Origin of the sequence: Paenarthrobacter sp. NPDC056912 (assembly GCF_042786555.1) — a bacterium.
GTDB lineage: Bacteria > Actinomycetota > Actinomycetes > Actinomycetales > Micrococcaceae > Arthrobacter.
In genome coordinates this window covers 114,514-135,768 of record NZ_JBHUCD010000002.1, presented here as the reverse complement: position 1 = coordinate 135,768, position 21,255 = coordinate 114,514, and the positions used below count along the sequence as shown (strand labels likewise).

Genomic DNA, 21,255 nt, shown 5'->3' with positions numbered 1-21,255 from the left:
AGACGGCGATTGGTGAACCATGCAGCAGCGTCGCAGCCACCGCGAAGGCAGTGGCAGCAATGATGATCGCGGGCCTTTCCGGGGCGAGGTGGTACTGGACCTTGTGGCCGATCTGGCCGTAGAAGAACCCCACGATCAAGGGAAAGACAATGAAAGCGCCGCCCACAATCAACAGCCACGGCATGGTTGTCATCGTAGCTACGCCAATGGTCAGCCCGTAACAGCCGGCCAAGGCCAACCAATAGCTGTTGGCGCTTTTCCCAGAGATTTTCTTCATTTCAGACGTCCCCAATCGTCGAGTGCCCCAGCATAACCGCTCCCAAGCTGAGCCCGAAGTCATGCGGGTCAAGGCGTTCGGCACCACCTAGACAACCCTCAGACACCACCTAGATGCCCCCGAAACCCCCTATTTTTTGGGCTATCGACCACCTAATTTGGCCTTATCAGCCTGTGGGTATTCAGACCGCCATAGCGTCGTATATGCCGGTGCACGCGGGCGGTGCAATGTTCCGCCGCCGTCCGCGTGCTCCGGTAACACGACTCGTACTACTGGAGAGCAAGGCTGATGATCATCGCACCGGACAAAACCGTTGACGCCATCCTGCAGGTCCTGGGATCCATCGATCCACCTGATGGGCTGTGCAAGGGCCGAGCATCCCGTCTCTACGATCGGGTGATCGCCAAGGACATGACCGAAGTTTCCGAGATCGTTGCTGAGGCCCGCAAGACCAAGGGGCCAATCCTGGAGTTGGCCGTTGGGTCGGGCCGGATCACTGGTCCGCTCCTCGCGCTGGGTCGTCCGCTGACCGCCGTCGATTCTTCACCGGAAGTATCCGTCCGCTTTGAAGTCGACGGAGGGTTCGGTTGCGTCGTTCTTGGTGCCAGTTTCATCACGCTCCTGGATCCAGCGGACCGGCGAGAGCTCTTCCGGAGAGTGCGCGAATGCCTGACGCCGGACGGCCGCTTCCTCATGACCGTCCTGAACGCGGACACTCACCAAGCATCAGAGACGAACGACGGCGGCACGTCAGTTTCGGCTCTTGGCGACGATTCATGCCTGATCACTCGGGAAAGCCGCGATGCTGTCAATGGTGCCCGGCACGTGACCATGATCCATGTCAGCTTCAACGAGGGTGGCACCTACCGCTCGTCTGAGTACGCCACTGACGTGCCCTTCGTCAGCAGTCGCCTTCTCGAGGAGGAGATTTCCGCCGAACGTCTCAACATCATCGAACGCCGACCGGTGCATATCGTGACGCCGACCGATGGCCTGAATGACGTTGAACTATGGGTGTGCGGAAAGTGAGGTCATCATGAATCGAAACCCGTTGCTTTGGCTCCTTTTGGCTTTGGTTCTCGCTGCCTATGCTGTGTCGATTTTCCTTTCTGCTTCAGTTCAACCCCAGTGGTCCATGCTTTCCGGAATCATCATCGCGGCTGCATCGTTGGTGATGGTGTGGAGATACAGCCGGGAGCTCAAGAACAACCGCCCATCTTGACCGATTCGGACGAATTGTGGCGCAAACTGTGGAGCACCCGGGCCTACAAGGGCTTTGTCACTGTTAATAAGGACACGTACTTGGAAGCAAACGGGTCCGTCTCCGAATGGGACGTCATTGCCGGTCCCGACTCCGCCGCCATGCTTGCCTTCACAGAGGGAGGCGCCGATGTGGTGTTGTTTGAACAGTTTCGCGTAGGTCCAGGGAGGACGCTGCTGGAACTTCCTGGTGGTTTCGTGAACCTCGGGGAAGCCCCTGAATTAGCCGCTCACCGGGAGCTGGCAGAGGAAACGGGCTATGAATCACCAGCCATCTATTACGCAGGATCCGAGTGGTGGTCCGCCAATTCATCCCGGCGGAAGCACCTGGCCATCGCAGCAGAAGCCCGCCCCTCTGGAGATCCGTCGTGGGACCCCTCAGAGGCGGGCCACGTGCGACTCCTGCCCAGCGACGAACTGATCGATTTCCTGCTTGGTGGTGAGCTGACGGACGCGGGACTCGCATGCCGGGGCCTCATGAAATTTGCCGTCAGCACCCAAGAGGGAGCCGAGTTGGAAAAGCTCCAGGCGACAGTCCGCGGACTCTTGCCGGGATACTGAGGCGAGGGTCTACCTCCCAGGTTTGACCGGTTTCACCACCATCGCCGAACCACCGCCTCGTCGAACAGGCTCGGCCGCGGCTGTCACCTTTCCGTCTTTTCCGAACTCGATGGCTGTCGCAGCACCGATCTCGGCCGCGGAGGTGAAGGCATCTCCAGCAGGAACCAGTGTGTGGCCATACGGGGTCAGCGCCGGTCCGTAGGCGTCGATGAACGCTGGCTCCGCCGTGACGTTGGCAGTGTTCCGTTGCGCCGCCCGTGGCGCGGCAATGGCTTCAGACACGTCCATCCCCAAATCAACACGGTTCAGAATTGTCTGCAGAACTGTGGTGATGATGGTTGAACCGCCCGGGGATCCAAGCGCCAGGAACGGCTTCTCATCCTTCAAAATGATGGTCGGCGACATCGAGGAACGAGGCCGCTTGCCTGGCTGGATCCGGTTGGGGTCAGTTTCGCTGTAAACGGTGCTGAAATCAGTCAGCTCGTTGTTAAGCAGGAATCCACGGCCCGGAACTACGATTCCGGATCCGCCGGTCTGCTCGATGGTGAGCGTGTACTCCACCACGTTTCCCCACTTGTCCGCAACAGTCAGGTTCGTTGTGGAGATGTTCTCGGTGTCCGATTCATCGGCGAGCGGTGCCACGGCAGCCGGGCACGCGCCGTCGTACTTCTGAACGTCACCAGGGGCGACCGGCTTGGTTGCTGCCGTCGTCGGATCAATCTCGCAAGAGCGTTCCTTGGCGAAAACGGGGTCGAGCAATGTCTTGGTGGGGACATTCACGAAAGCGGGGTCGCCCACAAAGGCGCCGCGATCTGCGAAGGCCAGGGCGCTCGCCTCGAAATAGTGGTGAAGAGCGTCGGCTGGCTGCATGTCCTTGAGGTCGTAGTTTTCGAGGATGTTCAGCGCTTCACCAACCGTGGTGCCGCCACTGCTGGACGGCGCCATGCCGTAGACGTCGTAACCTCGGTACCCCACTTTGGTCGCGTCCTGGTCCAGAACCTTGTATTTGGCCAGATCCTGGGTAGTCATGACGCCGACCGGGACAGGAAGCGTTGTTGCGTCTGACTTCGGGGGAGCCTGCACAGTCGTGGCGATTTCCTTTGCGAGCGGGCCACCGTAAAAAGCGTCGGTGCCCTCCTTGGCGAGCAGGCGATAGGTTGCCGCGAGGTCATGGTTCTTGAAGACACTTCCGACGGCGGGAGCGTCCCCACCGGGAAGGAACAGGTCCTGGGTGGAAGTGAACGTGTTGAAACGAAGCTTGTTGTCCAAGGTCTGCTGGCGGAAGGTCTCGTCCACCACGAATCCTCGGTTGGCCACCTTGATGGCTGGCTTCAGCGCCTCGCCGAGGTCAAGAGTTCCCCAGCGCTTCAGCGCGCGCTCCCACGTTGCGGGTGTGCCCGGGACTCCCACTGAGACGCCGCTGGTCACAAGTTCGGGCGTGAAGTTGTAGGGCTTGCCTGTTGCGGGGTCGATGAATGCGTCGGGTTTTATGTTGGCGGGTGCGGTCTCGCGGCCGTCGATGGTGCCCACTTGTTTGGTTTTGGCGTCGTAGAAAACGAAGTAGCCACCGCCGCCGATGCCTGCGCTGTAGGGCTCAGTAACTCCCAAGGTTGCGGCGGCTGCGACTGCTGCGTCGGCCGCGTTGCCACCCTTCTTCAGGACCTCGATGGCGGCTGCGGAAGCTTCCGGATCCACGGTACTCACGGCTCCGCCGTAGCCGGTGGCCGTGGGTTTCTTTTCGGTTTCCCGCGGATCCGCGAACGCCGGGCTCGCGATAGCTCCGCTCGTTACGCTTAGTGCCAAGGCTGCCGTGACAGCAGCCAGCTGACGTCTCACATGTGTCATGGTGTTCTCCCAGACTGTTCCCAGACGATGATGTGGGTGGACGGTCCGGTCACCCTACCCCGGGGTTCTGCGAGGGACAACGGTTGAATGTGAGCTGTGCTGAGGGTAGAAGGAGGTCCGTGACGGGGACAGTTTCAGGCCTAACACGATCAGCCCGCTCGCCTCACGGCTCGGGCTGATTTTCTTTAAGTGGGGGACTTTTGGCTTAGCGCAACGCGGATTGCCTGCGCTGTCGCGAAGCGACTTCCCGGACCCCAACCCCAACAACTCCGAAGACCAAAGCCAACAAAACCAGGGGGGCCGCACCGCCTTGGGGTCCCAGGGTTGCTGTGAGAATCTGGCGGCTCATCAACAGCATTTCCTCAAGATCGCCCGCCAGCACGCGCGATCCAAGCACGTAGTTGACTGAGATGAAGAGTGCGGGAACGAACCACAGCAAAGCAAGGTTGACCAGCCACACAACCGCCCGCCAACGAGGTCGAAGGCCGCACCATGCCAGGGCTAGGCCAACGAGGATCGCCGGAAGCCAGTGCGCCATAGTGGACACAACCGGGGGTACGTTGATGTACCCCACCAAGCCGACAACCCATTCGACGACCCAGGACGTGAAGGGGATGGCCATGAGCCCGACGCCCAATGTTGTGGCGACTCGCGACGTCGAGGCGAAGAGGAGTACTGCCTCGACGCTGGCGGCAAGGGAAAGGATGACTCCGGCCAGCAGGCCGAAGAAATAGATGCTCGCCATCTGCCCGCTCGCGAGACCTTGGTTGAGCACAGTGAACGATTGGACTGCTGCCACGATCTGGACCACGAGGACACCACCCACTGCGCACCACGTTGCCAGCCTGCGGTGTTCCGGTGACCAGAGCCGCACGGCCAGCCCTGCCGCAGCCCCGCCCACGGTCACCAGGGCAACAATGGTGGTGAGCTCGTATTGGCTGAGGGGCAACAGTGCCAATGGCATGTGCTCGGGACGAGCCTCGGACTCCCACATGTTCTGCAGCGGCAGCTTCGCACCGCTGATCAGCCATGGCGCGAGGCCCAGGACGCCTGCCAGTAGCCCGAGCAACGAGGCCCACGCGGCAGTGCGACCACTCGAAGCGGCAGCCTTGGGAGCTCGGACTTGTTCCTCGGTTTGCTCGGGATGGCTCAAGGGAGCTCCTCGGTGTGAGTCAGGAAGTTCGGCCCCGGGCATGAAGAAGCGGGCCAATCCATAAATAATACACCGAATGGATTAATGCTAAGGGGAGACTGTTGGCCATGGCGCGGGCCGTTGCCACCAACTTTGAATGCTGCGGGGCCGGGACGCGGCAGAAAGTGGGCGTGTCCGCCACTATTCGAGGTCAATGTTGGTGGTGGCCGCACGGGCTCACGCAACCAACCTCAACGGCCGCTGCCCCAACTGCACCGTAATCTCCTGCCCCCACGAGGCAGTGAGCCGGTCGTCCTCCATGCCATCGCCGAACACCACCAGTTGGTCGGATGCGACGGTAATCCGCAGTGCTTCGCCGGTTTCCAGCACACCTTCGGTCAATGAGGCGCCGGTGACGGGGGAGGGCCAGGCTTCGCGGACGAACCATGCGAGCCGGGGATCGGTTGGAGTCGGCAATGCCCGGCCGCCACGTTCCAAAGCGATGGAGGCGCACCACCCGGTGGCGCCGGTGCCCGTGGACACGATGAGGCCCGACGACGACTGCCTCTCGGTCTGTCCGCCCGCCTGGGTGAAACTCGGGGCAGCGAGCGTGTACTTCGCCGACTGGTGCGAGGCGTGCCCGACGAAAACTTCGTTGAGCGCCGAAAGCTGCTGACCGTCGTCGAGCGTTGCTGTCACTGTAGTGAGGTCCTGGCAGCGCAACCGTCCCGCGTCGCCCGAAGAGAGGAGAGCTGCGGCGGCCGTCGGGGTATGACGGACCAGGACGCCAGGGTTCGCGCCGGGCTCGGGGTCGATGCCGATGACCGGCTGGCCATTTAGGTACTTGGCCACGTTCGCCACCAAACCGTCTTGCCCCACCACGACGATGACGTCCTCCGCCGTGAGCAGGAACCTGCTGAGGTCCGCGCGTTCCACTTCCGCCGTGCGCCAGTCGGAAGGCACAGCCGCCCGAATGGTTGCGAGGGCGGCGGTGAGGCGATCATGCCTGTCCTGAACGTCACGGATACTCCGGCCGCGGGTGCTGAGGAAGAACTCGGCCTGGCCGCGAGTTGCGTGCCGATCAAGGAGTTCCTGCAGTTCGGTCCGCCGGTGGACAATGACGATGCGCGGGGTTGCCATGACGGCTCCTTACTTGGCTGCTTCAGCGGCGGCGGGTTCCTTGAACAGCCCGGCGAGTGCTCCGCTGAGCAGGTCCGGAGTGATGGTGAGGTTCCCGATATTCGGCAGGCTGCCGGCTGCATCCTTAAGCGCCAAAGCGAGCAGGGTGGCCTGCTCCATGCCGCGGTAGACCTCCATGGTGGCGGCTTCGCGGGCTGCGGCTGCTTCGCCGACCAGGCGGATCTGGTTCGCTTCGGCGGCGGCACCAATGCCCTTTCGTTCAGCAGATCCCTGAGCCTCAATGAGTCCCGCGGCGGCTTTTTCCTCAGCTGCGCGCCGGGCATTGGCACCCTCCTGCGCCACCAGGTTTTCGCGGCGGACGGCCAGTTCGATCTGGCTCGCCATCTCGTTCTCGGAGATAGTACGTTCGCGTTCGACGGCGACTGCCCGCCTTTCGTACACGGCCCGGTCCGCTTCGGCTTGGAGCTGTTCACGCACGGGCGTCTGCAGCGCACGTTCCACGTCGGATTCCGGGCGAACCGCGAGGACCTGCACACCAAGGATCTCGATGCCGGTGGACTGGAGCCTGGCGTCAGCCCGCAGCGCATCGGTGAGTACCAGCCGGAGCTGGCTGACCCCGCGCTCGAGTGCTTCGGCGAGGGTGGTGGTGGCGATCTGGTCTATCGCGTGGCTCTGGCACAGCTGGCCGATGATGGTGGACACCTGTTCGCGACCGGTGGCCGGTGCCTTGCCTGCCATTTGCAGGCCGAAGTCGAGGCGTGTGGAAACTGCCACGGGATCGATGAATCGGTAGGTCACGTTGGCCTGAACGCTGACGTCCTGGTGGTCGCGGGTGATGGCGTGGAAGAGGGTGGGCAGTTCTTGGTCGTCCACCGGAATTTCGCTCAGTACCGAGTTCGCGGGGCGGAAAAAGAATGCCTGGCCCACTCCTTGGTGCTTGACCGCACCCTTCTGCAGGTGCACGACGTAGCCGGTGGGGCTGCCGAGGAAGTGGCTGATCCAGGGGTAGCGCTTGATAGTGGCCATGATGTTCTCCGTTTCATTGTTCTCGTCATCTTGACGATAACTAAACCGTAGGGTGGTCGCGCATTATTGTCAACATGACGATAATTCCCTACGATTGCTACATGCTTGAATCCCCTTCGGCGCCCCAGCGCTTCCCGGTGACCGTCGACGTCGTTGCCCTTACGGTGCGCGACGGCGAGCTGCACGTCCTGCTCATCACCCGCCTTATCGAGCCCTTCCGCGGCAAACTCGCACTGCCGGGCGGCTTTGTCCTGTCAGGTGAGGACCTGCTCGAGGCGGCGGGCCGGGAACTCGCGGAGGAGACCGGCGTCGAGCATCTACCTGGGCACCTGGAGCAATTGGGGAGCTACGGGCCCAAGGGGCGCGACCCCCGCGGCGACGTCCTGACGGTCGCTCACCTGCTGCTGGCGCCTGATTTCCCGGTGCTGGCGGCCGGCAGCGACGCTGAGCAGGCAGGGTGGTATCCGGTGCGGGATGTTCCAGAGTTGGCCTTCGACCACGCGCGGATCCTCGATGACGCCTTGGAGCGGGCCAAGTCCAAGCTCGAATACTCACCCCTTGGTGCGGCCTTCTGCGGCGGAGAATTCACCGTTGCCCAGCTCCGCGCTGTGTATGAGGCGGTCTGGGGCACCCGTTTGGACCCGCGAAACTTCCATCGAAAAGCGACGAGGACACCCGGCTTCCTGGAGGACACCGGTCGCATGACAACTGGCGACGCCGGGCGCCCGGCTGCGCTTTTCAGGCTCGCCCCTGCGGCACGTCCGACGGCTGGACAGCCCACCCGCGCGGTGCTGAACCCACCGCTGATGCGCCCACGGGAGTGACGTTGCGAGGGGCTCACGCCGGGATGGGCTCGGTCGCGGCGATAACCCGGTTCAGTTCGGCCAGCACTTCGTCCGGCGTGCCGTTGGCGTCCACCACAACAAAGTCACCGAACTCCGGAAGTGAGCGGTAGGCTGCCCGGAATGCCTGCAGGTCAGCCAATGATTCCTTGTCCGTCCCGCGCGCCATGACCCGTTCATGGGCAACCCGGGGATCAACGGCGAAGTGCACCATGACATCCGCTGCCGGAAGCTTCTCCAGCAGCCAGGGAATCAGCCGGCCGCGATCCAACCCGCTGGCTTGGCGCAGTGCGAGTTGGCAGTGGAGGTGGCGGTCCATCACCACGAGTCCGTCGAAGTTTTGGGCGCGGGCATGCGAAAAGAGCACAGTGGCCAAGCGGACGATGGTCTCTATGAAATCCGCAAACCTGGGCGGCAAGTCCCAGCCAAAGCGCTCGCTGAGAAGCGAGAGCCGCTTCCGGGCAGCGTGGTTGCTGAGCAGCAGGGCGTTCCTGCCCCCAGCGCGAGCCGAATCGACCAAGGCGCGGGCCGCCGTCGTTTTTCCTGAACCGTCGATTCCAGTCAGAACAATGAGCATGAGGCCTCCCCTCGTCACTCTTTCAACGCGGCAAGGGCTCAAGTTGTCCCTGCATGAGGTGCAGGTCACGTTTCCGGCCGAGGCATAGACCCCAAGAAAGACAAGAAAACAGGACTGAAAGTGTCCGCATCTAGGAGAAGACTAGAAGCATGACAGCATCGGAGATCCGCCCTTTCCGTATCGACATTCCCCAGTCCGAGGTGGACGGTTTGCGCCGTCGTCTCACCGAGGCGCGCTACCCGGAGCCGCTGCCGGAAGCCAGCTACAACTGGCCTTCACCGGTGGGTGTGGAATGGTCGAGGGGAGTTCCCGATCCATGGCTGCGGGAACTGGTTGACTACTGGCGGGACGAATTCGACTGGCGTGCAATCGAACAAGGCATCAACGCCATTCCGCACTTCAGCACGGAGGTGGAAGGACAACGAATTCACTTCGCGCACGTCCGCTCCAGCAACCCTGACGCCATGCCGTTGATCCTCGTCCACGGATGGCCGGGGTCCTTTCTTGAGTTCCTGCACCTCGTGGGCCCGTTGACGGAACCCCAGAATTACGGCGGCGACGCCAGGGACGCGTTCCACGTAGTGATTCCGTCCATTCCGGGCTTTGCCTTCTCAAGCCCGTTGGCTGACGCGGGCTGGGACGATACTCGTATTGCTGCAGCTTTTGCCGAAGTCATGGCCCGGCTGGGGTACCGGACGTTCGGCACGCAGGGTGGCGATGCAGGTGCTGGGATCGGCCCCGAGGTAGCACGAGTGGCTCCAGGGCGCGTGATCGGCGTTCACGTAAACGGCACAACAGGCCCCTTGCCGGAGCTTCCCCTGAGTGATGAGGAAGTTGCGGGTCTCACGCCACGGGAACGCCGAGCAGTGGATGACATCCAGCAATTCATGTGGCAGCAGTTCGGGTACATCTCCCTCCAGTCCACCAGGCCGGGCCTGATCGGGACCATGCTCAGCGACAGTCCCGTCGCCCAGCTGGCCTGGATCATGGACAAGTTCCAGGCGTGGACCTGGCCCATAGAGAAGGACGTTCTCCAGATCCTGGACAGGGATTTTCTCCTGGCCAACGTGTCCTTGTATTGGTTCACCCGGACCGCGGGATCGGCGGCGCTTACAGGCTATGGTCAGGTGAGCGGCTGGGGCACGTCCAAGGAGCGAACAGACGTACCCACAGCAGTCATCAATTTTGCCCATGACTACGCCATCCGCAGCTACGTGGAGAAGGAGAACACCGTGGTCCGTTGGAACGACGTGGACCGCGGAGGCCACTTTGCGGCGCTCGAAGAACCGGAACTCCTCACCGAGGATGTCCGCGGCTTCTTCCGCGAGCTGCGGAGGCTCACCCCGCCGGCCGCCACGTGAACTGCGGCTGCTCACGGTTGAGGAATGCGTTGATGCCGATCTCCATGTCCGGGCTGTGCGGCATGGCCTCCCAGGCGTCGGCCCACTCTTGGTTGATATCCGGGTGGGCAGCGTCCGTCAGGTCCACCAACCGCTTCATGGAATGCATGGAAAAGTGTGACCGGCTCCGAAGCGACGTGACCAGCGCCTGGCACTGAACGTCAAAGGATTCGGAAGGAACGACGTCGGCCACCAACCCAAGCGCCCGGGCTTCCGTTGCGCTGAACGTCTTTCCGGTGAGCAGGATGTACTTTGCGTTGGCGTGGCCCACCAACCGGACCAGCCGTTCGATGCCGGGCCGCGGGTAGATGATGCCGATCTTGGCCGGAGTCAGCCCGATCACGGCGCGCTGGTTGGCGATGATGAAGTCGCAGGCGGAGGCGATCTGCCAGCCGCCGCCCATGCAGGCGCCGTCCACCAGCGCCACTGTGGGCTTTGAAAGGGAAGCAATGGCGGCATCGGCGCCGCTGAGGTGGTCCACCAACGATCCGTTAGGTTGCTGGTCCAAGAGGACGAACGAGAGTTCGCTGATGGAAGCGCCCGCGCAGAACGTATCTCCGGCACCTCTCAGCACCACAACTGCCACATCCGGGTCTGCGTCCAGGCGGGGCATCAGTTCCTGGATTTCCAGGCACATGGCCTTGGTCAGGGCGTTGCGCTGAGCAAGATTGCAGATTTCCACAGTGGCTATGCCGTCGGTGATCGAGACGGACATGCGGCCAGCCCTGACATCGGAAACGGTGCTCATCGTTGTACTCCAATCTTTGCCGGGCCGCAGAGGACGCGACCGTCGCGCTCAAGCCGTGTGACGTCGTCGTGCGTCATTCCAAGCTCCACCAGCACTTGGGCGGTGTGCTCGCCCAGCAGGGGCGGTGGCGACAGTATTTCGCTGGCCTCGCCATCCAGGCTGAGCGGCCCGCGAAGGAGGGGAAGGTCCGAACCGTCCCGCCTCTGGTTTCGCTGGACGAGTCCCAGGGCTGACACCTGTTCCGTGGCGAGGGCCTGTGTGTAGTTGTAGATAGGGCCGCAAGGGATGCCTGCCTGGCTGACCAGTGGAACCCAATGGTCGGCCGGTTTCTCCGCAAGCGCCGTTTCAATCAGCTCCGTCAGCTGGTCGCGGTTTGCCGAACGGTCGGCTCCGGTGACGAAGCGCGGGTCCTCCACGGCCGCAGGAACACCGAGCAAGCCACAGAATGCCCGCCACTGCTTGTCACTGCCCACGGCGATGTTGATGGAATCCGTGGCGGTGGCGAACATGCCGTACGGGGCTATGACGGGGTGGTTGTTGCCTTGGGGCGTCGGCGCTTTGCCAAGGCTGAGGGCAGTCTGCCCTTGGAACGCGGACAGGTTCAGTGCGGTTTCCAACAGGGACGTGGACACGCGACGAACGCGCTCGCCGTTGAGGACGCCAAGCAGAGCCGAGACGATCCCGAAAGCGCAGACCATTCCGGAGGTGATGTCCACGATCGGGATGCCGACGCGGTAGGCCTCACCGGGACCAGTGCCGGGGCCGGGTCCCGTAACGGACATGAGCCCGGACATGCCCTGGATGACTTGGTCGAGTCCGGCGTCGTCTTTGAGCGGCCCGGTGTTGCCGAAGCCAGTGACTGACCCGACCACGAGTTCCGGGTTGAGTTCCTCCAGTCGCGACGCGGTGAAGCCCATCTTGTCCAGGGTTCCGGGTTTGAAGTTCTCCACCAGGACGTCGGCGCCGGCGATCAGGGTTGAGAGGATGTCACGGCCCTCAGCCGAATAGAAATCAAGGCACACGGACACTTTGTTGCGGTTGACGGAGTCGAAGTACAGGCTGTGCCCGTCCTGGAACGGCGGCCATTGACGGGCTGTATCGCCGCCGTTGACGCTTTCCACCTTGATGATCCTCGCCCCCATATCTGCAAGGAGTGCGGTGCAGTAGGGGCCGGCAAGCGCACGGCTCAGGTCGATCACGGTGATTCCGTGGAGGGGTTTGATCATGGTGTGCACCTTTCGTTCATCGGTTCACTAGATGAACCATCGGTCCATTTTGGGAAGTCGCCTGTAATGTAGAGCACCTGGAGTGGGTGGTCAAGCGGGAGGGTGGATGAGTACACAGAGTGTGGTCACGGCAATTCGGGTCCTTGAGGCGGTCTCGGACAATCAGCCGGCGGGCCTGTCAGAGCTGAGCCGGGAAGTGGATGTCCCCAAAGCCACCGTCCTCCGGATGCTCCGGACGCTGGGGGAGCTGGGCTGGGTATCGCAATCCGAAGCCCAGGCCGGCAAGTGGGTCCTGACCAACCATGCCTTTGCCGTCGCCAGCCGCGGCAGCAGTGGATCCGTCATTCGCGATGCTGCCATGGGCCCCTTGAATGCGTTGCAGCTGGACACCACTGAGACCGTCCACTTGGCAGTGCCTGACCGCGGGTACATGCTCATCATCGAACGCCTGGACACCCCGCACGTCCTCAGGGCCTTCCTCCCGCTGGGCTCGAGGCTGCCCATGCACGCCTCGTCTACCGGCATGGCCTACCTGTCGGCCGCTGAGGATGCCTTCGTGGACGACTATCTGTCCGGCCCGCTGGAAGCGCTGACGCCGCAGACCGTGATCGACGCCGGGCAGCTCCGGGTCATGATTGCCGAGACGCGTGCCCGTGGCTACTCCATCAACGAGCAAGGACTGAGCACGGGCATCACCTCGATCGGCGTCCCGCTGCTGGGCCCGGGCGGCGTGGCGGCCGGATCCATCTCCATTTCGGGGCCTTCGAGCAGGATCGTTCCGGCCAAGTACCAGGAGTATGGCGAGGCTGCAGCGGGGACCGCCCGGGAAATCAGCCGGGCTCTCGGGGCGTATTCCGCGAAGGGGTACTAAGTTTCCTGACTAAATTGCCTTGTGATGACACAAAGGGTGCTTATCATGATGCTGTGAACGTGCTCCGCCCGGGCAAGGAATCCTTCCGGACGGGAGCGTGAGTGATGTGGAGACCAAAGTCTCCGATCGGTGCCCGTTGGCATGGGTGGCACTCCACAACGGGGTACCAGCGGACGCCTTCCTGAATAGACAAAATTTATTGAAGGGATGCGTAACTCAATGAACATACTCTTGGTAATCGCCGGCGTCATAGCGATCGTCTTGCTGCTTGTCGGCGGATTCAACCAAGCCCTCAGTTTCCTGCTGTGGGTAGGAATTATCCTTCTCGTCCTAGCCCTGCTGGGCTGGGTTCTTGGCCGGGGCCGGTCTCGCGTATGACAACTGATCCCAGTGAAGTGGCCGGCTTTGATCAGGTTCGCGACGGCATCACGACACCCGGACAGCCCATTCCGAGGGATCCCGGAGCGCGTCGATCCAGCGATCAGGTGCCCGGAGGTAAAGCCCCTTTGGGCGGGCAGGATGACGCCGTTGATGTCGGACCCAGCGAATCTGCGAGTCCACCCGGGCCGGCAGAAGAAAAGGATGAGAAGACAGCGGATGATCGCGGTCTGACCACCGAAGCCAATCCCACAGATTGACGTGAGCATGAGGCCGCGGACCGGGAATTATCCCGGCCCGCGGCCGTTTCTGTCCGGCCGTCTCGAGCGGCCGTGTGGGTGGTCGGCAGTCGGAACCATAGCCCCTTTTGCCCAAGAATGCTAAGATTACTTACTAATTTCTTAAGGGCATGGACACGCCACCAGCCCCGCTTATAGGTTCGAAGAGTTCCATCAACACGTTCACCGTTTAGGAAAGGACAGGTCTCATGGACAAGCAAGACGCCGTTCCCGAGGAGGAAGTGGGAGGCTACGGCACCCCCACCGCAGAGCAGGAAGCCGGTGGCGGGCAAGCGCAGCCCCGCGTGGAGGAAGACCTCAGCGAAGCCGGCTTGAGCCAAGACAGCCCCGACGGGGAAACGTACTCCACCGGAGCACCGAACCTGAGCCATTTGGATCCGGAAGACTCAGACAGCTCCGGGGAGCCTGGCGCTGGCCGCTTCGGTGGCATCGACGAACAATCCCACGCCGAGCAGTCCTCCATTCCGGACGGCAGCGGCAACGACCTTCCCGTGGAAGAGTCTCCCAAGGACGATGACGACGAAAGTTTCGACGCCGGCTGAGACCATTCGGCTGGCGCGCTATGGACTGGCGCGCCACTGGTTATGCAGCCAGCCGGCTGGCGCGCCGCCGGAAGTACGTGTCTTCAGCACCCGAGACAGGATCGAAGGAGCAAGAAACCCATGGCCACCGTCAAAAAGACGATCGACGTAGATGTGCCCGTAGCTGTCGCCTACAACCAATGGACGCAGTTCGAGACCTTCCCCGAGTTCATGAACGGGGTGGAGGCAGTGGAGCAGATCGACGAAACAGGGCTCCACTTCTCAACCAACGTAGGGGGCGTGAAGCGCGAGTACGATGCCCAGATCATTGAGCAAATACCGGACTCCTTGGTCAGCTGGGCCAGCGTCAATGGTCCGCGCAACGGGGGCGCGGTGAGCTTTGAGGCGCTTGAACCTTCCAGGACGCGAGTGGACGTGGAGATCGTCTGGGAGCCTGAAGGTCTAGCCGAGAAGGCTGGATCCGCGCTTGGTGTGGATGGCATGCGGGTGGGTGCAGACCTGGACAAGTTCAAGAAGTTCATCGAGGCCCAAGGCCACGCCACCGGGGCGTGGCGGGGAACAGTGTCCGGAGGCGACGTCGAAGACACCGGAGGGCACCGCGACGGCGGCGTGGCAGGGGCAGGGATCTGACGTCATGACTACCTCCAGCACTGTGGAGAGCGAGCGGAAATTCGACGCCGACACGTCCACCCCGCTGCCGGCGCTGGACACGATCGACGGTGTGGACAGGGTGGGCCCACCATCAAGCCACAGCTTGGAAGCCATCTACTTCGATACCCGAGATTTTGGACTGGCCGCCCGTGGAGTCACGCTCCGCCGCCGCACTGGAGGCCCCGACGCCGGATGGCACCTCAAACTTCCCCACAGCACCGGTAAGCGCACGGAAATTCAGGCGCCATTGGGCCAGGCGGACACCATCCCGGCGGACCTCATGGATCGGGTGCTCGCCTTCACCCGTGGCCACGCACTGGCCGCCATCGCCACGCTCACCACCCACCGCACCAGTTATTCCCTGTATGGAGGCGACGGACACCGCTTGGCCGACTTCGTGGACGATCATGTTCATGCCCACGTTCCGGAAGGGGAGGGCAGGGAAATAGCTTGGCGTGAGTGGGAAGTGGAGCTGGCTTTTGAAAAAGATGCTGACGATGCCTTCCTTGACGCTGCCACGTTGCACATTGCAGACGCGGGAGGAAGGCCCAGCCAGCGGCCGTCGAAACTGGCCACTGCCTTGGGAGACTCCTGGCCCCGTACCGAGGGCACCGGCAGGGAAGCTCCCAAAGGGAAAAGCGCGGCGGCCGTACCCGTGCTGGACTATCTGGACGCCCAGCTTGCCAAGCTGCTCCTGCAGGATGGGCACGTGAGGCAGGGCCGGGACGACTCGGTCCACCAGATGCGCTCGCTGACCCGCCGCATTCGTTCGGTCCTTCACACGTACAGGGCCCTGTTCAAGGCAGCTCCGGTGAAGAATCTCGAGGAGCAGCTGAAGTCGCTCGCCAAGACCTTGGGGCGGTACCGGGACGTTGAAGTGCTGCACCAGCGGCTTCGCAGCGATGTGGATGAGCTGCCAGGGAAACTCGTTGCGGGCCCCTTGCATGAAGAGCTCGATCAGCGAATGACTGTCCGGGCAGACACGGCCATGGCCGCTGTCCGGACGCGACTTCACAGCCCACGCTACTTCCGGCTTCTCGATGAACTCGAAGCATTCACGCGGAAGCCGCCGATCACCGCCAAAGGATCCGCGCCGGCGCGCAAGTCGACGGCGAGGCTCGTCAACAAAGCCGCCAAACGGCTGGGCAAACGCCACATGGCCGCGGTGAGTGCCGCCGTCGGGCCTCAACGCGATTCGGCGTTCCACGACGTCCGCAAGGCAGCCAAGAAACTTCGGTTCGCTGCCGCCGCGTCGGAAAGTGTTCACGGCAAGCGCGCCGCGAAGCTTGGCGATGCGGCCCATTCTGTCCAGACGATCCTGGGCGAGCATCAGGACAGTGCCATGGCGAGGTCGGAACTGCTCAAACTGGGATCGGCGGCGGGTGTGGGCGGAAGCGCCTTCACCTACGGCGTCATCTATGAGCTGGAGCGCCGCGCCGCAGACGCCTCACAAGCGGAGTACCTGCGGCGCGGCAAGAAGGCCAGGAAGCTCCGCCTCAAGAAGTAGGAGAACTACTTCTTGAGGAATGCCAGCAAGGCGCGGTTGACTTCGGCGTGGTGTGTCCAGAGCAGGCCATGCGGTGCGCCTTCAATTTCCAAGTACTCGGCGCTGGGGAGAGCATCCTTGAAACGCCGGCCAGTGACATCGATCGGCAGGATGTTGTCCGCAGTGCCGTGCACGATGAGCGCCGGGACGTCGATCTTGGGAATGTCCGCGCGGAAGTCCGTGAGCCACGTGGGCTGCGCAGCAACCGAGGCGAAGGCGCCCGACCTGCTGGCGAGGTTCCAGCTGGCGTCCACAGATTCCTGGCTAAGGCGCGCGGTGCCCAGGAAGGTATCGCTGTTGTAGAAGTTCTTGAAGAAATCGGTGAAGAAGGCGTAGCGGTCGGCCTTCACAGCCTGGGACAGGCCCTCGAAAACGTCCTGCGGAACGCCCTCCGGGTTGTCGTCAGTCTTCAGCAGGAACGGCTCCAACGAACCGAGGAACACGGCTTTGGCCACGCGATCTGAGCCGTAGGTGCTGAGATAGCGGGCTACCTCTCCCGTGCCCATGGAGAAGCCCACCAGCACGGCGTCGTTCACGTCCAGGGTGTCCAGGACGGTCAACAGGTCCGCTGCGAAGGTGTCGTAGTCGTAGCCTTCCGTGGGTTGGCTGGACTTGCCAAAACCGCGGCGATCGTAGGTGATCACGCGGTAGCCGGCCTCGAGAAGGGCTGCGGTCTGCTTCTCCCAGGACGAACCATCCAGCGGGTAGCCGTGGATGAGGACTACCGCCTGGCCGCTCCCGTGGTCCTCGTAGTAAAGCTCGATTTCAGTGCTGTTTTCGTTTCCGACGGTGATGTAAGCCAAAACCCATGTCCCTTCGATGCGGTTCAACACGAACGTTTCCAGCCTACTGTTGGGGCCGACCGACGGGACACGATTATTACCTCTAGTTGCCCGCAGCAACCAGACGTAAACTGGCCTTCGGTTCACACCTCGTTTGCTTGGAGACCCCGATGCTTTGGAAGGTTCTTGTCCGCTTCCTGCGGCCACACCAGCGGCTGCTGATCGCCGTCGTCGTGTTCCAGTTGGCGCAATCCATCGCGTCGCTGTACCTGCCCACGCTCAACGCCGACATCATCGATCACGGCGTCGCCACGGGGGATACCGACTACATCCTCCGGATGGGCGGCCTCATGCTGCTGATCACTTTGCTGCAGATCGCGTGTGCAGTTGTTGCCGTGTACTTCGGCGCGAAAGCGGCCATGGGAATGGGCCGGGATGTGCGCGACGCCATCTTCAGCAGGGTGGGGGAGTTCTCAGAGCAGGAAGTGACCAAGTTCGGTGCGCCGTCGCTCATCACCCGGTCCACCAACGACGTCCAGCAGGTGCAGCAATTGGTGCTGATGTCCTGCACGCTCATGGTCGCAGCGCCCATGCTGAGCATCGGCGGCGTCATCATGGCCGTGCGTCAGGACGCCCAGCTCTCGTGGCTGATCGCGGTATGCGTGCCGGTGCTGCTGGTTGCCGTGGGGCTGATCGTGACCCGGATGGTGCCGCTGTTCCGCAAAATGCAGGTCCGGATCGACGCCGTCAACCGGGTCCTGCGCGAACAACTGACCGGTATCCGCGTGGTGCGCGCATTCGTCCGGGAGGACATGGAAGCCGAACGCTTCGCCGGAGCGAACGACGACGTCACGGACGTAGCGCTGCGGGCCGGACGTCTGATGGCGCTCATGTTCCCAGTGGTCATGTTGGTGATGAACGTTTCCAGCGTGGCGGTGATCTGGTTCGGCTCGTTCCGCATCGAGGACGGCTCCATGCAGGTAGGCACCTTGATCGCGTTCCTGAGCTACCTCATGCAGATCCTCATGTCCGTCATGATGGCCACCTTCATGGCCGTGATGATCCCGCGCGCGTCCGTTTCGGCCGACCGAATCGGCGAGGTGCTGGAGACCGCCTCAAGCGTCCAGCCGCCGTCGAACCCTGTTTCGCTCACGGGCCGCCGCAGCGGCGAACTGGAGATGCGCGACGTCGGATTCGCCTACCCTGGTGCCGAGCGGCCGGTTCTGACGGGTGTCACCTTTACCGCCCACGCGGGACAGACGACGGCGATCATCGGAAGCACGGGAGCCGGAAAGACCACTCTGGTAAACCTCATGCCGAGGCTCTTCGACGCCACAGCGGGTTCCGTGCGGATGGATGGAGTGGACCTCCGCCAGCTCCAGCCGGATCTGTTGTGGGGGCACATCGGCCTGGTCCCGCAAAGGCCGTACCTGTTCTCCGGCACGGTCCGCAGCAACCTTCAATACGGCAAACCCGACGCCACCGACGACGAACTCTGGCAGGCCCTGACCGTGGCCCAGGCCCGCGACTTCGTGCAGGAGATGGAAGGTGGACTCGATGCGCCCATTTCGCAGGGCGGCACCAACGTTTCCGGCGGACAGCGGCAACGGCTCGCCATTGCCAGGGCCTTGGTGAAACAGCCCGAGCTCTACATCTTTGACGACTCCTTCTCCTCGCTGGACACGGCCACCGATGCCCGCCTCCGGCAGGCACTCAAACACCACACCAACGGCGCCACCCTGGTGATCATCGCCCAGCGCGTCTCCAGCATCGCCGACGCGGACCAGATATTAGTGCTCGACGACGGCAGGATCGTTGGGCAGGGAACGCACGATGAGCTGTTGGAGACCTCCGAAACGTACCGGGAAATCGTGTCCTCCCAGCTTGCGGCAGAGGAGGCGGCATGAGCGCTCCAGCAGTAGGACGCCCACAACGGCCACCCATGGGCCCGGGCCGCGGCGGACCGTTCGCCGGGATGAACATCCCCGCAGAGAAAGCCTCCAACTTCAGTGCCTCGGCCCGCAGGTTGCTGGGTACCTTGCATCCCGAGCGGCTCTGGCTGACCCTGGTGCTGGTCTTCGCCGTGGTCAGCGTTGCCCTCAACGTGATCGGGCCCAGGTTGCTCGGCGAAGGAACCAACCTGATCTTCGCAGGCGTAGTGTCCAAACAGCTGCCCGCAGGAGTGTCCAAGGCCGACGTGATCGCCGGACTACGCGCCTCTGGTGAGAACAGCAAGGCCGACATGCTCGGCGCCATGACTCTTACACCCGGCGTCGGAATCGACTTCGGTGCGCTGTCCTCGGTGCTGCTGTGGGCGCTCGCCCTGTACGTCCTGGCCGCAGCGTTCGGCTGGATGCAGGCGTACGTGCTCAACGGCGTCGTGCAGCGGACCGTCTTCCGGCTCCGGGAGCGCATCGAAGCGAAAATCCACAGGCTGCCGCTGCGCTATTTCGATTCCATCCAGCGCGGTGAGCTGCTCAGCAGGGTGACCAACGACGTCGACAACATCTCCCAAAGCCTCCAACAATCCATCAGCCAGGTAGTGTCCTCCCTCCTGACTGTGCTGGGCGTGCTGGTGATGATGTTCCTCCTTTCGCCGCTGTTGGCACTGATTGCGCTGGTCACCATCCCGCTGACCCTCGGGACCACGTTGCTCATCGCCAAGCGCTCGCAGAAGATGTTCGTCGCGCAGTGGAAGAACACCGGCGAACTCAACGGCCAGATCGAAGAAACCTACACCGGGCACGCGCTGGTGAAGGTCTTCGGCCGGCAAAGTGAAGTGCAGGAAAAGTTCCGGGCCAAGAACGGCGAGCTGTACCAGGCAAGCTTCGGCGCACAGTTCGTGAGCGGACTGATCATGCCGGCCATGACGTTCATCGGGAACCTCGTCTACGTGGGAATCGCTGTGGTGGGCGGCCTGCAGGTGGCCTCCGGTGCGATGCAGCTGGGTGACGTCCAGGCCTTCATCCAGTACTCGCGGCAGTTCACCATGCCCCTGGCGCAACTCGGGTCCATGGCCAACATGCTGCAGTCCGGGGTTGCATCAGCGGAGCGGGTTTTCGACCTGCTGGATGAGGAGGAAGAGTCGGAGGAGCCAGCGGCTTCCGCTTCCGGTCCTTCACGCGGGCGGCTGGTGTTCGAGAATGTGTCCTTCAGATACCTGCCAGACAAGCCCCTGATCACCGACCTCAGCCTGGTAGCCGAACCCGGCCAAAGCATTGCCATAGTCGGGCCCACCGGTGCGGGCAAGACCACCCTGGTGAACCTCATGATGCGGTTCTACGAGTTGGATTCCGGGCGGATAACCCTGGACGGCGTGGACATTGCCACCATGTCCCGGCAGGAACTGCGCTCGCGGATGGGGATGGTCCTCCAGGACACCTGGCTGTTCGGCGGCACGATTCGGGACAACATTGCCTATGGGCGGCCTTCGGCTTCGGAGGCGGAGATCATGGAAGCTGCACAGGCTACCTATGTGGACCGGTTCGTGCGGTCACTTCCCGAGGGTTACGACACCGTGCTCGACGACGAAGGCGGCAACGTCTCCGCCGGCGAGAAGCAGTTGCTCACAATTGCACGCGCATTCCTCTCCAGGCCATCGGTGTTGATCCTGGACGAAGCCACCAGTTCCGTGGATACCCGTACCGAAGTTCTGGTGCAGAAAGCCATGAATGCGCTGCGCTCGGACCGGACCAGCTTCGTGATCGCGCACAGGCTCTCCACCATCCGCGACGCCGACCTCATCCTGGTGATGGAGGCCGGGCAGATCGTGGAGCAGGGAACGCACTCGGAGCTGTTGGCTTCAGGTGGGGCGTACTCGAGGTTGTACGAAGCGCAGTTCGCGGCGCCGGCGGCTGAAGAGGTTTGAGGCCGGAAAGTAGCAGCGGGAAGGTCACTTGAGGGGATCGCTCCTGCGTTGCTTTCGTGCTTCGATCCGGTTGACCACCGCCATGGTGACACCGGCTGCGGAAATGCCGGCGACAATGGCGATGCCCCCTCGCAATGCGATGTTCATGTCAGCCCACAGGGCCAGTCCGATGCTGACTACCAGTATGGTGACGAACAGCGCCACCATCGAAGCCGGTTCGCCAAGTGGCCTACTCCGGGACGAACCGTTCGCGGGCCGCCGGTCTTTGATATCTGCCATGATTT

20 protein-coding genes are annotated in these 21,255 nt (G+C 62.7%); 11 read left to right on the top strand and 9 right to left on the bottom strand.

The annotated features are described in order from the left end of the window. The first annotated feature begins 565 nt into the window (after nucleotides 1–565). Nucleotides 566–1,306, top strand: a complete 741-nt coding sequence (locus tag ACFRJ9_RS02625; RefSeq protein ID WP_377664111.1) for a class I SAM-dependent methyltransferase — start codon at nucleotides 566–568, stop codon at nucleotides 1,304–1,306. A gap of 189 nt (nucleotides 1,307–1,495) precedes the next feature. Beyond that, entirely contained in the window at nucleotides 1,496–2,098 is a 603-nt protein-coding gene (locus tag ACFRJ9_RS02620; protein WP_377664108.1) for an NUDIX hydrolase, read from the top strand. Between the two features lie 9 nt (nucleotides 2,099–2,107). On the opposite strand, the gene ggt is transcribed toward ACFRJ9_RS02620, so the two are convergent. The 4 genes from ggt to ACFRJ9_RS02600 all read right to left on the bottom strand — a co-directional run bounded on the left by ggt (nucleotide 2,108) and on the right by ACFRJ9_RS02600 (nucleotide 7,241). Continuing rightward, nucleotides 2,108–3,943: a gamma-glutamyltransferase gene (gene ggt, locus ACFRJ9_RS02615; RefSeq protein ID WP_377664106.1), complete on the bottom strand. Its 1,836-nt coding sequence runs from the start codon at nucleotides 3,941–3,943 to the stop codon at nucleotides 2,108–2,110. A gap of 205 nt (nucleotides 3,944–4,148) precedes the next feature. Next, the gene (locus ACFRJ9_RS02610; protein WP_377664104.1) at nucleotides 4,149–5,096 is read right to left on the bottom strand and encodes a hypothetical protein; all 948 of its coding nucleotides are present in this window, start codon (nucleotides 5,094–5,096) and stop codon (nucleotides 4,149–4,151) included. 216 nt (nucleotides 5,097–5,312) lie between these two features. Further along, nucleotides 5,313–6,215, bottom strand: coding sequence for a hypothetical protein (locus ACFRJ9_RS02605; protein WP_377664102.1), 903 nt, complete (start codon nucleotides 6,213–6,215; stop codon nucleotides 5,313–5,315). A 9-nt stretch (nucleotides 6,216–6,224) separates the two neighbouring features. Then, entirely contained in the window at nucleotides 6,225–7,241 is a 1,017-nt protein-coding gene (locus tag ACFRJ9_RS02600) for an SPFH domain-containing protein (protein WP_377664100.1), read from the bottom strand. A gap of 74 nt (nucleotides 7,242–7,315) precedes the next feature. Here ACFRJ9_RS02600 and ACFRJ9_RS02595 point away from each other — a divergent pair, with 74 nt between their 5' ends. Next, nucleotides 7,316–8,065 carry an NUDIX domain-containing protein gene (locus ACFRJ9_RS02595; RefSeq protein WP_377664098.1) on the top strand — a complete coding sequence of 250 codons (750 nt, stop codon included), beginning with the start codon at nucleotides 7,316–7,318 and terminating at the stop codon, nucleotides 8,063–8,065. A gap of 13 nt (nucleotides 8,066–8,078) precedes the next feature. Here the strand turns inward: ACFRJ9_RS02595 and ACFRJ9_RS02590 are convergent, their stop codons facing one another. Next, nucleotides 8,079–8,660, bottom strand: coding sequence for a thymidylate kinase (locus tag ACFRJ9_RS02590; protein WP_377664096.1), 582 nt, complete (start codon nucleotides 8,658–8,660; stop codon nucleotides 8,079–8,081). 149 nt (nucleotides 8,661–8,809) lie between these two features. On the opposite strand from ACFRJ9_RS02590, the gene ACFRJ9_RS02585 reads away from it, so the two are divergent. Continuing rightward, nucleotides 8,810–10,021: an epoxide hydrolase family protein gene (locus ACFRJ9_RS02585; RefSeq protein WP_377664094.1), complete on the top strand. Its 1,212-nt coding sequence runs from the start codon at nucleotides 8,810–8,812 to the stop codon at nucleotides 10,019–10,021. Here the strand turns inward: ACFRJ9_RS02585 and ACFRJ9_RS02580 are convergent. Together ACFRJ9_RS02580 and ACFRJ9_RS02575 are read right to left on the bottom strand one after the other, a co-directional pair. Then, on the bottom strand, nucleotides 9,999–10,808 hold the full coding sequence (locus ACFRJ9_RS02580; RefSeq protein ID WP_377664092.1) for an enoyl-CoA hydratase/isomerase family protein: 810 nt from the start codon (nucleotides 10,806–10,808) through the stop codon (nucleotides 9,999–10,001). The two genes, ACFRJ9_RS02585 and ACFRJ9_RS02580, sit on opposite strands and share 23 nt — an antisense overlap. Then, nucleotides 10,805–12,034, bottom strand: a complete 1,230-nt coding sequence (locus ACFRJ9_RS02575; RefSeq protein ID WP_377664090.1) for a CaiB/BaiF CoA transferase family protein — start codon at nucleotides 12,032–12,034, stop codon at nucleotides 10,805–10,807. The genes ACFRJ9_RS02580 and ACFRJ9_RS02575 overlap by 4 nt, the downstream gene beginning before the upstream one ends. 106 nt (nucleotides 12,035–12,140) lie before the next feature. Here ACFRJ9_RS02575 and ACFRJ9_RS02570 point away from each other — a divergent pair, with 106 nt between their 5' ends. From ACFRJ9_RS02570 to ACFRJ9_RS02550, 5 genes are all read left to right on the top strand, one after another. Further along, nucleotides 12,141–12,905 (top strand): IclR family transcriptional regulator, encoded by a 765-nt coding sequence (locus ACFRJ9_RS02570; protein ID WP_377664088.1) that lies wholly within the window; start codon nucleotides 12,141–12,143, stop codon nucleotides 12,903–12,905. Between the two features lie 219 nt (nucleotides 12,906–13,124). After that, a complete protein-coding gene (locus tag ACFRJ9_RS02565) occupies nucleotides 13,125–13,283 on the top strand; it encodes a hypothetical protein (protein ID WP_377664086.1) in 159 nt (52 codons plus the stop codon). Between the two features lie 487 nt (nucleotides 13,284–13,770). After that, a complete protein-coding gene (locus ACFRJ9_RS02560; RefSeq protein WP_377664083.1) occupies nucleotides 13,771–14,124 on the top strand; it encodes a hypothetical protein in 354 nt (117 codons plus the stop codon). 120 nt (nucleotides 14,125–14,244) lie between these two features. Beyond that, the gene (locus ACFRJ9_RS02555; RefSeq protein WP_377664081.1) at nucleotides 14,245–14,754 is read left to right on the top strand and encodes an SRPBCC family protein; all 510 of its coding nucleotides are present in this window, start codon (nucleotides 14,245–14,247) and stop codon (nucleotides 14,752–14,754) included. Nucleotides 14,755–14,758: 4 nt separating this feature from the next. Further along, on the top strand, nucleotides 14,759–16,282 hold the full coding sequence (locus ACFRJ9_RS02550) for a CHAD domain-containing protein (protein WP_377664079.1): 1,524 nt from the start codon (nucleotides 14,759–14,761) through the stop codon (nucleotides 16,280–16,282). Between the two features lie 5 nt (nucleotides 16,283–16,287). Here ACFRJ9_RS02550 and ACFRJ9_RS02545 read toward each other — a convergent pair whose 3' ends face one another. After that, nucleotides 16,288–17,124 carry an alpha/beta fold hydrolase gene (locus ACFRJ9_RS02545; protein ID WP_377664680.1) on the bottom strand — a complete coding sequence of 279 codons (837 nt, stop codon included), beginning with the start codon at nucleotides 17,122–17,124 and terminating at the stop codon, nucleotides 16,288–16,290. Between the two features lie 149 nt (nucleotides 17,125–17,273). On the opposite strand from ACFRJ9_RS02545, the gene ACFRJ9_RS02540 reads away from it, so the two are divergent. Next, nucleotides 17,274–19,010, top strand: coding sequence for an ABC transporter ATP-binding protein (locus ACFRJ9_RS02540; protein WP_377664077.1), 1,737 nt, complete (start codon nucleotides 17,274–17,276; stop codon nucleotides 19,008–19,010). Beyond that, complete coding sequence (locus ACFRJ9_RS02535) at nucleotides 19,007–20,971, top strand: ABC transporter ATP-binding protein (RefSeq protein WP_377664075.1); 1,965 nt, start codon at nucleotides 19,007–19,009, stop codon at nucleotides 20,969–20,971. Before ACFRJ9_RS02540 ends, ACFRJ9_RS02535 begins: the two co-directional genes overlap by 4 nt. Nucleotides 20,972–20,995: 24 nt before the next feature. On the opposite strand, the gene ACFRJ9_RS02530 is transcribed toward ACFRJ9_RS02535, so the two are convergent. After that, complete coding sequence (locus ACFRJ9_RS02530; RefSeq protein ID WP_377664073.1) at nucleotides 20,996–21,250, bottom strand: hypothetical protein; 255 nt, start codon at nucleotides 21,248–21,250, stop codon at nucleotides 20,996–20,998. Nucleotides 21,251–21,255 lie beyond the last annotated feature (5 nt).

Excerpts from the sequence above, each read along its gene's own strand:
- ACFRJ9_RS02600 (WP_377664100.1), bottom strand. The coding sequence starts at position 7,241 with ATGGCCACTATCAAGCGCTACCCCTGGATCAGCCACTTCCTCGGCAGC.
- ACFRJ9_RS02540 (WP_377664077.1), top strand. The coding sequence starts at position 17,274 with ATGCTTTGGAAGGTTCTTGTCCGCTTCCTGCGGCCACACCAGCGGCTG.
- ACFRJ9_RS02530 (WP_377664073.1), bottom strand. The coding sequence starts at position 21,250 with ATGGCAGATATCAAAGACCGGCGGCCCGCGAACGGTTCGTCCCGGAGT.
- ACFRJ9_RS02575 (WP_377664090.1), bottom strand. The coding sequence starts at position 12,034 with ATGATCAAACCCCTCCACGGAATCACCGTGATCGACCTGAGCCGTGCG.
- ACFRJ9_RS02585 (WP_377664094.1), top strand. The coding sequence starts at position 8,810 with ATGACAGCATCGGAGATCCGCCCTTTCCGTATCGACATTCCCCAGTCC.
- ACFRJ9_RS02560 (WP_377664083.1), top strand. The coding sequence starts at position 13,771 with ATGGACAAGCAAGACGCCGTTCCCGAGGAGGAAGTGGGAGGCTACGGC.
- ACFRJ9_RS02565 (WP_377664086.1), top strand. The coding sequence starts at position 13,125 with ATGAACATACTCTTGGTAATCGCCGGCGTCATAGCGATCGTCTTGCTG.
- ACFRJ9_RS02555 (WP_377664081.1), top strand. The coding sequence starts at position 14,245 with ATGGCCACCGTCAAAAAGACGATCGACGTAGATGTGCCCGTAGCTGTC.
- ggt (WP_377664106.1), bottom strand. The coding sequence starts at position 3,943 with ATGACACATGTGAGACGTCAGCTGGCTGCTGTCACGGCAGCCTTGGCA.
- ACFRJ9_RS02590 (WP_377664096.1), bottom strand. The coding sequence starts at position 8,660 with ATGCTCATTGTTCTGACTGGAATCGACGGTTCAGGAAAAACGACGGCG.
- ACFRJ9_RS02570 (WP_377664088.1), top strand. The coding sequence starts at position 12,141 with ATGAGTACACAGAGTGTGGTCACGGCAATTCGGGTCCTTGAGGCGGTC.
- ACFRJ9_RS02605 (WP_377664102.1), bottom strand. The coding sequence starts at position 6,215 with ATGGCAACCCCGCGCATCGTCATTGTCCACCGGCGGACCGAACTGCAG.
- ACFRJ9_RS02550 (WP_377664079.1), top strand. The coding sequence starts at position 14,759 with ATGACTACCTCCAGCACTGTGGAGAGCGAGCGGAAATTCGACGCCGAC.
- ACFRJ9_RS02595 (WP_377664098.1), top strand. The coding sequence starts at position 7,316 with ATGACGATAATTCCCTACGATTGCTACATGCTTGAATCCCCTTCGGCG.
- ACFRJ9_RS02580 (WP_377664092.1), bottom strand. The coding sequence starts at position 10,808 with ATGAGCACCGTTTCCGATGTCAGGGCTGGCCGCATGTCCGTCTCGATC.
- ACFRJ9_RS02535 (WP_377664075.1), top strand. The coding sequence starts at position 19,007 with ATGAGCGCTCCAGCAGTAGGACGCCCACAACGGCCACCCATGGGCCCG.
- ACFRJ9_RS02625 (WP_377664111.1), top strand. The coding sequence starts at position 566 with ATGATCATCGCACCGGACAAAACCGTTGACGCCATCCTGCAGGTCCTG.